Source organism: Plantactinospora sp. CNZ320, from assembly GCF_002846275.1.
Genome location: NZ_PJMP01000001.1, coordinates 3135684 through 3148951, shown reverse-complemented (window position 1 = coordinate 3148951; position 13268 = coordinate 3135684). Strand labels below are relative to the sequence as shown.

The following is a 13268-nucleotide window of genomic DNA, read 5'->3' as shown; positions in this document are numbered from 1 at the left end:
CGGTCACTGCTGCCGCAGTAGGGCCCGGAGTTGATCGGCCGGCAGCCGTCCTGTGCCGCGCCGGGCGTACCACCGCAGCTCCTGGCGCGGCTCGGACGGCGCGCGTGGCGCGCGGGCCTCGCCCTTGCGGCCGTCAACCTCGCGGCCCTCGCCCTCGCGGCCCTCGGCGGCGCGGCCCTCGACGGCGCGGCCCTCGACGGCGCGGCCCTCGACGGCGCGGGCGTCAGCGGCGCGGGCGCTGAGCGCGGCCAGGAAGGGCTCCCAGCCCTGCCCGGGGTCGCTGGTCTGCCGGTCCATCCGGGCGAGCGCCTCCGGCTGCGGCCCGGCCGGCTCGATCCGGGCCGGCCCGGTGGCGCCCAGCTCCGAGACGACGACAGTGTGCAGCGGAAGGGGCGGCACGGAATGGGCCGCGTCGAGGGCCGTCCGGTAGAGGTCGTGCGGCAGCAGCACCTTCTCCCCGTCGTCGCCCGGCGTCAGGCCCAGCGCGGCGACCGCCGACAGCAGGCGCGGGAAGGCGCGCAGCGTCCCCCACCCCACGTGCGGGTAATCGGGGAAGCCGTACGCGGCGTCGCCGGTCAGGAACAGCACGTCCCCGGTAAAGAAGGCGCAGCCGGCGTGGAGCAGGTCCACGGCGGTGGTCGTCTTCCCGGCGCCCTTCGGACCGGTCACCGCGATGACGCCGGCGCCGTCGCTGACCGCCGCGGCGTGGACGAAGATCCCGTCGGGCGAGGCCAGCTCCCACATCACGTCCCGCAGCAGGTCGCTGGCGTGGTAGCGGGAGCTGTCGGAGACGTGGACGCGGGCGTGGCCGCCGTCGTCGGCCAGGTCGAGCGCGGTGTCGCTGGACGGCACGTACAGCACGGTTCGCCCACCGGCCTGCCAGCGCTCGCCCCAGACGTGCTTACCCGGGGTGCGCCGACGCACCAGCGTCCGCTCGCCGTCCCGCGCCGGTCGCGCCCACGCGGCGCGCGGCAGGAACTCGATCGACGCCGGGCCGGTCGAGCCCGACCCGGCGGGGCCGATCTCGACGTGCGGGCGGAGGAACCGCATGACGGGCGCCATCGCGTCGGCTGCGGCGGGGTCGATGTGCACCGGGATCGCGGCGGTGGCGAAGCGCAGCAGGGCCGGGCCGACGACGGCGTCACCGGTCGAGGGCGGCGGGCCGGCCGATCGCCTGGCCTGGGCGGACGATGTCCCCATGGGTGTGCGGATCCTCCCGGTGGCGGGCCCGCCTGCGTGCTCACGGGACCAGTCCGGGTGCACGGTAGCCGATCACCCCAGGGGGTGGGCATGACAGGTATTTAGGGGTCAGCGATGCGTCCGCGACGTGTCGTAGGGTGGGCGCGCCGTGGTCGGACAATGTGACTGCCGTCGATGAACCAGGCGACGTGCCCTGGTCACCCTCCTGCACGAAGGAGCCCCTCCAGCATGATCGACTCGGGTCGGGAGACGCTGTCCACGACCGAGCGGGACCGGTCGACAGTCGGCCGTGCCACGCTCGACTGCTCCGCGCTCGACTACTCGTCGTTCGTCGGGCTGGTGCGTGAGCGGAACCGCCCGTCCGGCGGCATCCGCACGGTGCAGGAGGTCGCCGTCCAGGCCCGGATCGGCAGCCATAGCCGGGTCCTGGAGATCGGCAGCAACACCGGCTTCACCTCGGTCAACCTCGCGCTGCTCACCGGCGCGTCGGTGCTGGGCATCGACCTCAATCCCGATTCGATCACCGAGGCGGGCGCGTACGCGGCGACGCACGCGGTGTCGGACCGCGTGCGCTTCCAGCGCGGCGACGCGTGCAGCCTGGCCCTGCCGGACGAGGCGGTCGACGCCGTCTGGGTGAGCAACGTGGTCTCGTTCGTGGCCGCCAAGCAGGCGATGCTGGACGAGATCACCCGGGTCCTCGCGGTCGGCGGCACGCTGGTCGCCGTCCCGATCTACTACCGCGAAGATCCGCCCCGCGAGCTGGTCGGACAGGTGTCCGAGGCGATCGGCACGCCTGTCGACGTGATGACAAAGGCCGCTTGGCGTGCCTTCTTCGAGTCGCACCCCGGACTGGAGCTCTACTACGAGTCCGACTTCGCGTACGACAACCGCAGCGAGCGCGACATCGAGCTGTACTGCGACACTCTGATGAGCAAGGAACACCTTCAGGAGTACGACCCCGCGACCCGCGCGCAGATTCGCTCGCGGATGGCCTCATTCATGAGTCTGTTCAACGAGAACCTCGGTTACGCTGGCTTTTCCATTCTCCTGTACCAGAAGCGGGCCATTCGTGACGAAGTGGAGCTCTTCACCAGTCACCCCGCTTCCGTGCAGCGACAACCAGCGATGACACGAGTGGGATACCCATGACGAACGAGACCATCGGCAAGCACCTGCGCCAGGGCCTTTCGCTGTTCAACACGCTGACCGGTGCGGTGGACCCCTTCGCGCCCGCCGACGGCGAGACAGCCCGGGTGTACCTGTGTGGTCCTACCGTCTACAGTGCTCCGCACATCGGCAACATGCGGACATACCTCTTCGGCGACATCCTGCGCCGGGTGCTCGCGTTCGCCGGCTACGGCGTGCGGGCCGCCATGAACATCACCGACGTCGGCCACCTGACCTCGGACGCGGACTCCGGCGACGACAAGATGGCCAAGGCCGCGGCCGCCGAGCGGATGACCGCCTGGGAGATCGCGGCGAAGTACACCGAGCGGTTCTTCGTCGACTCGGAGCGGCTCAACGTCACGCCGCTGGAGCTGGTCCTGCGCGCGACCGACCACATCCCCCAGCAGATCGCCCTGATCCAGCGGCTGGAGGAGAAGGGCGTCGTCTACCGCACGGGTGACGGCATGTACTTCGACACGTCGATGATCGACGACTACGGCAAGCTGACGCCCAACGACACGCGCGAGCAGCTGTGGGCCGGCGAGCGGGTTGCGATGGGGGACAAGCGCCACCCCACCGACTTCGCGCTGTGGAAGTTCTCCAGCGCCGAGGGCCCGAAGCGCGACATGGAGTGGCCGGCGCCCTGGGGCGTGGGCTTTCCCGGCTGGCACATCGAGTGCTCGGCGATGGCGATGGCCTACCTGGGCGACACCCTCGACATCCACGTCGGCGGCATCGACCACATCGCGATCCACCACACCAACGAGATCGCCCAGAGCGAGACGGCCACCGGCGTGCCGTTCTCGCGCTGGTGGATGCACGGAGCCTTCCTGATCCTCGAAGGCGAGCGCCGGATGGGCAAGTCCGAGGGCAACCAGATCACCGTCGACACGCTGCAGGAGTGGGGCTACCACCCGCTGGAGTTCCGCTACCTCGTGCTGCTGAGCCACTACCGCAGCCCGCTGTCGTTCAGCCGCGCGGCGCTGGAGTCGGCGGCCGTCGCGATGCGTCGGCTGGGCCGCCGGGTGACCGCCCTGCGGGAGGCGACAGCCGACGCCCCGGCGCCGGCGGAGTGGGTCGACAGCCCGTACCTGCGGCAGTTCGTGGACGCGTTGGCCGACGACCTGAACATCCCGCGCGGGATCGCCGTCCTGTGGAATCTGGTGCGCGACCCGGACGTGGACGACGCCTCGAAGCTGGCGCTGATCAGGACGTTCGACGAGGTGTTGGGCCTGGAGCTCGGGGCGAGTGCCGCGCCGGACGAGATCCCCGCCGAGGTGACGGCGCTCGCGCAGCGACGCTGGGAGCTGCGGCTGGAGCGGCGCTACGCCGAGTCCGACCAGTTGCGGGACGAGATCCTGGCGGCCGGGTACGTGGTGCAGGACGGGGCGGACGGCTACCAACTGGTGCCGCTGCGGAGCAGTCAATGACCGATTTCCTCGCCGACGTGACGCGGCTGCCGGGCATCGACCCCGCCATCGAGACCACCCCGACGTCGATAGTGGACCTCGACCGGGTGGTGGGCGGGATCGAGCTGGTCCGGCGGGCTGCGCCCGGAGCGGTAGTGGCGTACGCGGCGAAGGCCTCGTACCTGCGACCGATCTTCGACGTGGTGCGGGACGCAGGGGCGCGGGTCAGCGTCTTCTCCGAGCTGGAGCTGTACCTGGCCCGGCAGGCCGGCTTCGCCGCCGGGGACATCATCTACAACGGCGTGGGCCGCGACGGCGCCGCCCTTGCCGCCGCCGTGCGCGACGGCGTGCGGGTCAACGTGGAGTCGCTGCCCGAGCTGCGGTCACTGCTGGCGGCCTGGGAGCGCGGCGGCGGCGCCCCGGACGGCGGCATCGGCCTGCGCGTCGGCGCCGCAGGCTGGTCGGTCGCTGACGGCGGGCCGGAGAAGTACGGGTTCCTCGGCATGCCGGCCGAGGACCTGCCGGTGGCCGCCGACCTGCTCACCGACAGCGGCCTGCGGGTCACCTGCCTGAGTTTCCACAGGTACGCCAACCAGCTCGACGCCGGCAGTCACCTGGCCTTCCTCGACTCCCTGCTGCCGCTCGCCGGCAAGCTCGCCACCCACCCTGCGGTGGCGTTGGCGCACCTCAACGTCGGCGGCGGCTTCGCCAGCCGGCTGGAGGTCGGGGACGAGCGCGCCGAGGGCGCGTTCCGGGCGATCGCCGACCGCGTCGCTGCCGAGCTGGGCGTCGGGACTGTCTTCGAGCTGGGGCGCTTCCTCGTCGCGGACGCGGAGACGCTGGTGAGCCGGGTGGTGGACGTGCGCCCCCGGTCGGGCGACGGCCAGGTGGCGATCCTCGACGCCACCACCAACTACCTCATCCCCGCCCCGGGGCACCGGTTCCGCGTCGAGCCGCTGCCCGGCGCCGCGCCCGTCGACCCGGGCGTCGAGGTGCTGTTCGTCGACCGGCTGGGCAGCGAGATCTGCCGCGCCGTGGCCGCCGGCCTGCGCCCCGGCACGCGGGTGCGCGTGGTCAATGCGGGCGCGTACGCGGGGGTGATGAAGGAGCGGTTCGTGTATCCGCTGCCGGCCACCCGGTTCGTCCGGCACGGCCGGGTGATCGCGTCGGCGCCGGGCGGCGACGAACACGACGTGTTGGCGTATCACCACTGGCGCCGTCCGTAGCGGGCGCGGCGTTCGCGGAACGGGGGGCGTGTTGAGTTCGACGATCCTGATGTACGGGACGAAGGGCGGCGTCGGGAAGTCCACGATCGCCGTCAACACCGCGTACGCGCTGAGCGCCCGTGGCGCCCGGGTCGGGCTCGTCGACCTCGACCTGTCCGGGCCGAACGTCTCCGAGCTGGTGGGCGGCCTTGACGGCAGCCCGCCGACGATGGTGCAGTTCCGCGTACTGCCGGGCCGGTACGGCGGTGTCGACGTCTCCAGCCTCGGGTTCTTCGTCCAGCCCCACGAGGCGGGCCTGCTGACCGGCAAGTATCTCGAAGGCGCGCTGGAGCAACTCGTCTTCCACAACGCCTGGGCGGGGTACGACTACGTCGTCGTGGACCTGCCCCCCGGCTTCGACGACCTGCACCGGCAGGTCTTCAGCCGGCTGGCGGCACAGGTCGTACTGATCACCACGCCGCACGTGCTGTCCACCGCGGATCTGGCCCGCGGCCGGCGCCTGCTCGACCAGCTCGGGGTGGGCATCCGGGGCCTCGTGGAGAACATGAGCCACATCGCCTGCGAGTACTGCGGCAGGCCGTCCCGGCTGTTCGTCGCGGAGTCGGGCGATCCGATCGACGACCTTCCGTTGCTGGCCCGGGTGCCGTTCGCCCCGGAACCCGCCCAGGAGGCGGGGCGCCGGGTCCCGCTGCTGCTCGCCGACGCACCGGGCGTCGACGAGTTCCGGTCAAGCATCTTCACAGTCGCCGACCTGCTCATGCGGAGGAACTGAACGCCATGGTCGCGCTCGCCAAGCCGGTGGACCGCTCCATCGGAGTGTTCCCGGACGACCAGCTCGTACGGGTGCAGCAGGCGTACGGGCTGCGGTCCCTGCTGGTGCTGCCGTTCTTCACGCTCAACCAGACGATCATCGACCTGCGGCGGCGCACCGAGACGGCCCGCAAGGTGTTCCTGGAAACCGAGCGCGGGGTCTGCTTCCTCAAGGAGCTGCCCTGGTACTGCTCGGCATCGGACTTCGCGGCCTTCGAGAGCGGCCTGCTGGCGCGGCTGGGCGGCAGCGGGGCGCCGGTGCCTGTGCCGTGGCGGACAGTCGACGGGGAACTGTTCTTCCACGACCGCCGCAGCGGCTCCATCTTCCTGCTCCAGCCGTACGTCGACGGGCGGAGCTGGACCCGCGCGGCGGGCGAGGCGCGGTCGGCGGGCGCGGCCCTCGCGCGGCTCCACCAGGCGGCGGCCGGCGCGGGGCTCGCGCCGTTCGCCGGGATGCGCGACGCGTTCGCCTCGGCCCGCGACCTGGTGAGCCTGCTGCTGCCGGGCGGGGCCGTCCCCACCGCCGACGAGCCGGCCCAGGAGGAGGTACGGGCGTACGCGCGGCTGGCGCTGGCCACCATCGACAGGTGCCGCGCCGAGGCGGGCGCGGCCGGCTACGGTAACGCCGTCGTCGCCGTGCACGGCGACTACAACCCGTTTAACCTCATCTTCGCGTCCGACTCCGACGAGGTCGTCGGGATCGTCGACTTCGACAACGCCTGCCTGGACGACCCCGCGCACGACCTCGCGGAGGCGCTGGTTCGCTTCGGCTGGGTCAACTACCGCGGGCTCAGCTCGGCGTACGGCGCCGTGCCGAGCGGCTTCGAGGTCAAGGCGCTGGACGGGCTGCTGCGCGGGTACCGCGACGCCGACGACGCCGCGGCCGGGCGCGCCCGCCCGCTGCTGCCCCCGGTGATGACCGCCGTCGCGCTCGAGCTGGCGGCCATCGGCCTGCTCTCGTCGTACTACACCATCGACGACCTCGCGGCGCTGCGCCGCAACGCCGAGTCCCTGCTCGTGCTGGCGCGCGACGCGGTCGACTCCGTCTGGTGAGGAGCCCCATGGCCACCCCGCATCCCCGACTCATGTCGATCGAGGGCATCGACGGCTCGGGCAAGTCCACCCAGGTCGCGGCCGTCGCCGCCGCCCTGGACACGGCCGGCGTCCCGGCGGCGCCGGCCGTGGTGAAGGCGTACGGGGCCCGCTCGGTCAACACACTCGCGGAGGAGCTGACCGGCGACCGCTTCGCCTACCACCCGCTGATCCCGGCCGAGCTGCGCGAGTGGGTCTTCGCCTGCGACGTCGCCTACTACACGCGCGTCGAGTTCACCCCGCTCCTCGACGCCGGCACCACCCTCGTCTGGGACCGGGGGCCGCTGTCGTACCGGGTCTCTGCCGCTGCGTACGGCGGCCTGACCGAGTGGGTCGAGAAGGCGCAGTCGCTGTACCCGCGGCCGCGGGTCACGTACCTGCTCGACCTGCCGGCGGAGACGGCGGTGGCCCGGCTGCGCAGCCGGGCCACGAAACCGCAGCAGGCCGACGAGTCGCTGGTGCTGCTGCGGCAGATTCGCGACCGGCTGCTGGCCGCTGCGCGGGACCGGCCCGATGTCGTGGTACTCGACGCCACGCTGCCGGCCGAGGACCTCACCGACCGGATCGTCGAACACTGGCGGGCCACGGCCGAGCAGCGCCCGGCCGTGGCCCCGGCGCGACCCGGGTAGGGCTGCCGGAGCCCTGGTGACGCCGGCAGCCCGGGTAGGCTGCCGGCGCCCAGACCCGTGGGCCGCTGGCGCTCAGACCCAGGTCGGCACGCCGAAGATGCGCGGCATCACGTGGAAGTCGCGGATGTCGCCGTGGTCGAGCACCCACGCCAGGTACCGCTCCAGGCCGAGCCCGAACCCGGCGGTCTCCAGCGGGCTGCGGTCCTTCATCCGGACGTACCACTCGTAGTCGGACTCGGGCACCATGTGGTCCGCGAGCGAGCGTCGCACCTCGTCGCCGGTGGCGTGGCGGGCGCCGCAGCCGACGATCTCGCCGACGCCGAGGAGCAGGTCGGCGCTCAACGCGCGGCCGTGCTCGTCCAGCTTCTGGTAGAACGGCACTGACTTGTGGGGTGGGTGGGTCAGCCACACCGCGCCGCCGAAGTGCTGGATCAGGGCCTGCTCGCCGGCGCGGGTGATGCTGGGCACGCCGGGCGCCTTGAAGGTGAAGCTGCCGGAGCCGAGGATCTCCTGTGCGGCCTCGACGGTGACCTGCGGGATCGTACGGTTCTTCAGGAACTGTTCGAGGTGCTCCAGGGTGCCGGCGACGCCCGCCACCAGCTCGCTGCCGGGGCCGTTGACCACCTCGTGCGTCAGCGCGTGCAGGTACGCCTCGACCAGCGCCATCACGTCGTCCAACCCACCGCGGATCTCCGCCTCGGAGTGGAAGAACTGGTTGAGGTGGGTGCTGTCGGCCTGCTCGCCGCGGAAGGTGGGCATGATGTAGTACGCGCCCTGCATCCCGTGCCGCAGCATGAACTCGAGCTGGAACTGCATCGAGTCGGCGAGGTACGTGCGCTCGCCCAGGAGGTCGACCTGCACCGGCAGGCTGTCGCTGCCCAGCCCCATCGGGCTGGAGACCGAGCTGACCGTGACCGGCATCAGCACCGGGAGGACGCCCCGGGGGCGGTAGAAGCCCGCGGTGCCGTCCACGATCGAGGCGAAGAGTACCGTCAACATCCGGTACCAGGGGCTGTCGGCCGCGGCGACGAGGTGGGCCTCGGGGTCCGACCAGACGCCGGGCGGGCGCACCCGGCCCGCCGTCGCGTCGCGGCCCGCCGTCTCGGGGTCGCCCGTCGGGCTGCTGCTGTCCATGCGAATCTGCCTCCCCGTGGTGGTCTGGCTGGGTAACCCGGGCCCGCTCACGCGCCGCTCGCTCCGCTGAGTTCGCCGCTCGCTCCGCTGAGTTCGTGGACGAGTAGATCGGTGAACGCCTCGGTCGACTCGTGGAGCAGCCAGTGGCCGCCCGTCAGCTCCTTCATCCTGAAGCCGGCACCCGTCACCCGGGCCCAGCCGGTCATGTCGCGGCGCAACCACTGCGGCTCCTCGTCGCCGAGCACCCCCAGGATGCGGGTCGTCGGGAACGGCTCGTGCTCGGTGTGCCGGTAGTCGGCCAGCACCGCGTAGTCGGCCCGCAGCGCCGGCTCGAACAGCGGCCGGTGCGCCTCGACGTCCAGTTCCTTCGGCACGCCGCCGGCCTGCACGACGTAATCCCAGAAGGCCGGCGACGACAGCCCGGACAGATCCGTGTGCATCCCGTCGCGCGGCGCGGGATACGCCACGCAGACAAGCGTCGCCGGGGGTGGGGCGCCCTCGGCCAGCAGTGCCCGGGTCACCCCGTACGCCAGCAGCGCTCCGGAGCAGTACCCCAGCAGCGCGTACGGCCGGCCGTCGAGGCTCTTGCGCAGCGCGGGGACCAGTTCGTCGATCAGTGGCGCGTACGTCGTGTAGGGCGGCTCGCCGAAGCGGGCGTGCCGCCCCGGCAGGTTGGCGGCCCAGACGTCGAGGCGGCCGGCGGCGGCGCGGGCGATCGGGCCGAACTGGCCACAGCCGTTGCCCGCGGTGGGGAACCCGATCACCTGCACCGCGGCATCGTGCTGTGGCGGCAGCCGCACGAACCACTCCTGTGCGGGATCCCGCTCTGCGCCTGTCGTCATCGACGATAGGCAACCACGGTGGTCAGCCTGTCGGCCTGTCCCCTGTAACGGCGACCTCCTCCCGGCTGGGATGCCTCCTAGCATCGAGCCTGGTCATGGCTGGCCGAGTGCGCCGTCTCAACAGATCGGACCGGGTGGAGCATGTCAGGGGGTTCCGTGCTCGACATGGGCTACGCGGGCCAGCACGTGGCGATAAGCATCGATCCCGAGGCGGAGCGGCAGGCGGCCCCGGCGCTCGCGTTCGTGCGGCCGCACTTCACCCTCGCGCCCGGCGACGGCCGGGTTCCCGCCGCGCTGTCGATCGAGGTCCTGCCGTTGGCCCGCTGGCGGGAGCCGGCCGAGCCCGGCGAGTCGACCCGGGTGCGTACGGCGCGGACGCACAACCGGCACATCTACGCCACCCGCTGGCAGGCGGCGGGTCGTACGACGATCGCGGTGCCGACCAGCCGCACCGCGTTCGACCTGGCCGATGACGGGTCGCAGGCGCGCGTCTACGTGAGCGACACCTCCCGGTACCACCTGTCCGACCTGCTGCGGGACGTGATGTGGGAGCTGGCCGCGGCGAGCGGGACGGGCCACTTCGTCCACGCGGCAGCGGTGAGCGACGGGGGTTCGGCAGTCGCGGTCACCGGGCCGAAGGGGTCGGGAAAGACGACGACGGTCCTGGACTTCATCCACGCGGGAGCCCGCTGCTTCACCGGCGACGCGCTCTTCGCGGCCGCCGACGGGTCGGCCGTGCACAGCTTCCCGGACTATCCTGGCGTGTGCTGGGGCACGCTGCGGACCTTTCCCCGGCTGCTAGCCGCGGCCGTCGGGCTCGGCCACGCCCCCGCAGTGGACGACGGCAAGAAGGTGCTGCTGCCGCACGACCTCTACCTGACCGCGCTCGCCGCGCCGAACGTTCCGCCGCCGCTGCCGCTGTCGGCGGTGGTGGTCGCGGACGTCAAGGCGCCCGGCGAGGCGCGGCTGGTCCGGATGGATCCCGATCCCGCGCTGCTGGAGCCGAAGCACCGTCACACCAGCGCGCCCGGCGAGGGATGGGAGCCGTTCCTCACCGCTGTGGCGCGTCGCTCGGCACGCGGCGCGGGCGACCTGGCGGCGGTGAAGACCTGGCCCGACGTGCCGTGGTACGCGCGGCTGGGCCGGGGGCGGTTGCGGCCGGAGGAGATCGAGCAGGTCGTCGGCGGGGTGCGCCCGGCCGTCTGACCGACGGCCGGGAGCGGGAAGCCGGCAGCGGCGGCATGGCCCACCGACTGGCCGGGAGCGGGGAGCCGGCGGCATGGCCCGTCGACGAGGCGAGGCAGGGACGTGATGACGACCATTGAGGAGCACCGCCGGGCGCTGTGCGAGGCGACCGACGACGATGGGTCGGGCAACTGGCTGAACACCCTCGTCCGCCACGGCTGGCGGGTGGTACCGCACTGCCCTGCCCTGGAGTTCGAGATCAAGTATGCGCCGGGGGAGGGCGCCGCCGACGTCGGCGAGCTCGGCCGGTACGCCCGGCTGCTGCGGTCGGCACAGCTGCCGCCGGACATGTTCGTACCCGAGTGGCTGGCGTGGCGCGAGTCGGTCGCCGAGTACTGGTTGGTGGACGGCGTCGAGTGGAGCCTGCAGCGGTTCAAGGGTCGGCGCCGACTCAAGCGGAAGGTCCATGAGGTCTTCCACGCCGACGGTTGCGGCCCGCTCATCCAGTCGCAGGAGTCGTTCATCGAGGATCCGGATCGCGTCGCCGAGGTCCTGGACGGGCTGGCGACGAGCGTGGGTGCGCTGCACCGGACGATGGCGAAGGGCTATCTGGTCCGGCTCGACCCGGTGATCGTCTTCAACCTCAGCGAGACCCGCTGCCGCCTCGGCGACGCCGAGCAGATCCAGGTCGAGCTGGAGTACAGCTGTCACATGCTCCGCGGGTCGGACGACCCGGCGCGCGCTGCCGGCTCGGAGCCCGGCGACGTGCGGGAGGCGCTCTGGGCTGCCGAGCGGGTGTTGGCGCCCACCCTGCGGGAGGCGGGCCTCGTCCCGACGACCGAGAAGAAGCTCGACTTCGTCCGCGCGGCGATGCGGGGCCGGCGGTGACCGGTCAGCCGGGGACGACCCTGGACACGGTGCTCGCCGGGCTCTGGGAGCGGCTGCTCGGGTACCGGCCGCAGCCGGACTCCGACTTCTTCGCGCTGGGCGGCGACTCGATGATCGGCCTCAGTCTGACGAACCACGTCAACAAGGAGTTCGCGGTCGCAGCCGACCTGTCCCTGGTCTTCCAGCACCGGCGGTTCGGCGACTACGTGGACGCCGTACGGGTGCTTGTCGACCGGGAGCGCGACGGCGGCGGCGTCGGGTCGCTGTCGGCGACGACGGCGACCGGCGACGGCTGGCACGACGGGCTGTCGTACAACCAGCGCAAGCGGCTGCGCGCCATGGCCCGGCGCCGGCGGGCCGGCCAGCCGCAGCGGCCGAAGAACGTCCTGCTGGTGCTGGAGCTGGGCGGCGAGGTGGACTCCGGGCGCGTCGAGGCGGCGCTCGCCGACGTCGTCGACCATCAGCCGGCGCTGCGTACCACATTCGACGTCGACGGGCCGGCGCCGCGGTGGCGATGCACGGACGAGGTCGATCGGGTCGTCATCGACAGGCCCGGGCTGCCGCCGGACGACGTGGAACGCGCCGTAGCGGGGCGCATCGCACGCCTGATGGGCACCGTGATCCCGGTCGACCGGCCCCCGTTGCTCCGCGCCGAGCTGCTGACGGTGGGCCCCGGGCGGCACCTGCTGCTCGTCGCTGTCGAGCACATGGTCTGCGACCGGGTCTCCATCGACATCCTGCGGTGGGAGCTGTTGACGGCGTACGCTGCCCGGGCCGCCGGGCGTACGCCGGAGCTGCCTCCGGTGGGTACCCATCCCCAGCTGCTGCTCGCCGAGCGCGACCGGCGGATCGAGGAGGACGCCGACGGGCTGCTGGCACAGTGGCGGGACGCGCTCGCGGGGCTCGACCACCGGCCGGAGTTCGATCTCAGCCCGCAGCGGGCGGCGCTGCCGCTTCCGCAGCCCGTCGAGCAGCGGACCATCCGGTTGGCCGGACCGCGCGGGGGCGAGCTGCTGGCCCGGTGCGCGGAGCACGGATTCAGCGAGACGGCGACGGTGCTGTCCGCGGTGTACCTCGCCCTGCGGGCCACCACCGGCAGCACCGACATTCCGCTGGTGGTCGCCGCCGCCGGCCGTGACACCGCCGAGGCGGAACGGCTGATGAACTGGTTCGCTGATTTGCTGGTCGTTCGCTGCCGGACCGGCGGCGACCCGGCGGCGCTGCCGTTCGGCGAGGTCGTCGCGGCGGTCCAGACCGAGATGTGGGCCGCCCACCGCCGTGCCGTCCCGTTCAACCTGCTGCTGGAGCGCGTCTGCGGCGTGCCGCAGGCAGGCAAGGCGGACTTTCCCTGGGTCTTCGTCAGTTACCTAAAGCACACACCGGTCGAGCTGGCCGGCGCCGGCCTGGGTGCCTCCGCGCCGCGCATGCCGGCCGGTGACGCGTACTTCCACGGGCCGAGCATCGAGATCGAGGCCGACCCGGCCGGGGTGGAGATCCACGTCACGACGGTCGCCGGCCGGTACGGGCCGGCGGTGGTTGACCGCTTCGTCGCAGCCCTGGACGACACCCTGAACGCGCTGGCCACGCGGCCGTGGGGCTGATCGGCGTGGCGCGGCCGGGCGGTGTGATAGCGGTCGAGGGCAAGCTGCCGCAAGTCACCGGAGCAAGTGACAAAAGTCGATTAGG

The 13268-nt window shown here is 72.4% G+C and carries 12 protein-coding genes; 9 read left to right on the top strand and 3 right to left on the bottom strand.

Translation table 11 applies throughout. From position 1 onward, the window contains the following. Nucleotides 1–3: 3 nt before the first annotated feature. Entirely contained in the window at nucleotides 4–1200 is a 1197-nt protein-coding gene (locus CLT71_RS13780; RefSeq protein ID WP_101367454.1) for a phosphoenolpyruvate carboxykinase (ATP), read from the bottom strand. 228 nt (nucleotides 1201–1428) lie between these two features. Between CLT71_RS13780 and CLT71_RS13775 the strand changes: the two genes are divergently transcribed. Genes CLT71_RS13775 through CLT71_RS13750 form a run of 6 tightly spaced genes read left to right on the top strand, consistent with a single transcriptional unit; the run spans nucleotide 1429 to nucleotide 7533 of the window. Then, nucleotides 1429–2349 carry a class I SAM-dependent methyltransferase gene (locus CLT71_RS13775; protein ID WP_158242233.1) on the top strand — a complete coding sequence of 307 codons (921 nt, stop codon included), beginning with the start codon at nucleotides 1429–1431 and terminating at the stop codon, nucleotides 2347–2349. Then, the gene (gene cysS / locus CLT71_RS13770; RefSeq protein ID WP_101367452.1) at nucleotides 2346–3797 is read left to right on the top strand and encodes a cysteine--tRNA ligase; all 1452 of its coding nucleotides are present in this window, start codon (nucleotides 2346–2348) and stop codon (nucleotides 3795–3797) included. The genes CLT71_RS13775 and cysS overlap by 4 nt, the downstream gene beginning before the upstream one ends. Further along, the gene (locus CLT71_RS13765) at nucleotides 3794–5002 is read left to right on the top strand and encodes a type III PLP-dependent enzyme domain-containing protein (protein ID WP_101367451.1); all 1209 of its coding nucleotides are present in this window, start codon (nucleotides 3794–3796) and stop codon (nucleotides 5000–5002) included. The genes cysS and CLT71_RS13765 overlap by 4 nt, the downstream gene beginning before the upstream one ends. Before the next feature lie 28 nt (nucleotides 5003–5030). After that, nucleotides 5031–5774, top strand: coding sequence for a P-loop NTPase (locus tag CLT71_RS13760; protein ID WP_143743469.1), 744 nt, complete (start codon nucleotides 5031–5033; stop codon nucleotides 5772–5774). Nucleotides 5775–5779: 5 nt separating this feature from the next. Beyond that, the gene (locus tag CLT71_RS13755) at nucleotides 5780–6865 is read left to right on the top strand and encodes a phosphotransferase (protein ID WP_101367449.1); all 1086 of its coding nucleotides are present in this window, start codon (nucleotides 5780–5782) and stop codon (nucleotides 6863–6865) included. After that, nucleotides 6862–7533, top strand: coding sequence for a nucleoside/nucleotide kinase family protein (locus CLT71_RS13750; protein ID WP_143743468.1), 672 nt, complete (start codon nucleotides 6862–6864; stop codon nucleotides 7531–7533). Before CLT71_RS13755 ends, CLT71_RS13750 begins: the two co-directional genes overlap by 4 nt. Before the next feature lie 72 nt (nucleotides 7534–7605). On the opposite strand, the gene CLT71_RS13745 is transcribed toward CLT71_RS13750, so the two are convergent. Both CLT71_RS13745 and CLT71_RS13740 read right to left on the bottom strand, forming a co-directional pair. Continuing rightward, the gene (locus tag CLT71_RS13745; protein WP_101367447.1) at nucleotides 7606–8667 is read right to left on the bottom strand and encodes an asparagine synthetase A; all 1062 of its coding nucleotides are present in this window, start codon (nucleotides 8665–8667) and stop codon (nucleotides 7606–7608) included. Between the two features lie 47 nt (nucleotides 8668–8714). Continuing rightward, complete coding sequence (locus tag CLT71_RS13740; RefSeq protein WP_158242232.1) at nucleotides 8715–9509, bottom strand: thioesterase domain-containing protein; 795 nt, start codon at nucleotides 9507–9509, stop codon at nucleotides 8715–8717. Nucleotides 9510–9650: 141 nt separating this feature from the next. Here CLT71_RS13740 and CLT71_RS13735 point away from each other — a divergent pair, with 141 nt between their 5' ends. The 3 genes from CLT71_RS13735 (at nucleotide 9651) to CLT71_RS13730 (ending at nucleotide 13183) form a co-directional block, all read left to right on the top strand. Continuing rightward, nucleotides 9651–10715: a phosphoenolpyruvate carboxykinase (ATP) gene (locus CLT71_RS13735; protein ID WP_143743467.1), complete on the top strand. Its 1065-nt coding sequence runs from the start codon at nucleotides 9651–9653 to the stop codon at nucleotides 10713–10715. Nucleotides 10716–10820: 105 nt separating this feature from the next. Beyond that, nucleotides 10821–11582, top strand: coding sequence for a hypothetical protein (locus tag CLT71_RS36990; protein ID WP_158242231.1), 762 nt, complete (start codon nucleotides 10821–10823; stop codon nucleotides 11580–11582). Next, entirely contained in the window at nucleotides 11579–13183 is a 1605-nt protein-coding gene (locus CLT71_RS13730) for a condensation domain-containing protein (protein WP_158242230.1), read from the top strand. The genes CLT71_RS36990 and CLT71_RS13730 overlap by 4 nt, the downstream gene beginning before the upstream one ends. Nucleotides 13184–13268 lie beyond the last annotated feature (85 nt).

Coding starts and splice junctions, on each gene's coding strand:
- CLT71_RS13735 (WP_143743467.1), top strand. CDS start 9,651: ATGTCAGGGGGTTCCGTGCTCGACATGGGCTACGCGGGCCAGCACGTG.
- CLT71_RS13780 (WP_101367454.1), bottom strand. CDS start 1,200: ATGGGGACATCGTCCGCCCAGGCCAGGCGATCGGCCGGCCCGCCGCCC.
- CLT71_RS13775 (WP_158242233.1), top strand. CDS start 1,429: ATGATCGACTCGGGTCGGGAGACGCTGTCCACGACCGAGCGGGACCGG.
- cysS (WP_101367452.1), top strand. CDS start 2,346: ATGACGAACGAGACCATCGGCAAGCACCTGCGCCAGGGCCTTTCGCTG.
- CLT71_RS13740 (WP_158242232.1), bottom strand. CDS start 9,509: ATGACGACAGGCGCAGAGCGGGATCCCGCACAGGAGTGGTTCGTGCGG.
- CLT71_RS13765 (WP_101367451.1), top strand. CDS start 3,794: ATGACCGATTTCCTCGCCGACGTGACGCGGCTGCCGGGCATCGACCCC.
- CLT71_RS13745 (WP_101367447.1), bottom strand. CDS start 8,667: ATGGACAGCAGCAGCCCGACGGGCGACCCCGAGACGGCGGGCCGCGAC.
- CLT71_RS13755 (WP_101367449.1), top strand. CDS start 5,780: ATGGTCGCGCTCGCCAAGCCGGTGGACCGCTCCATCGGAGTGTTCCCG.
- CLT71_RS36990 (WP_158242231.1), top strand. CDS start 10,821: ATGACGACCATTGAGGAGCACCGCCGGGCGCTGTGCGAGGCGACCGAC.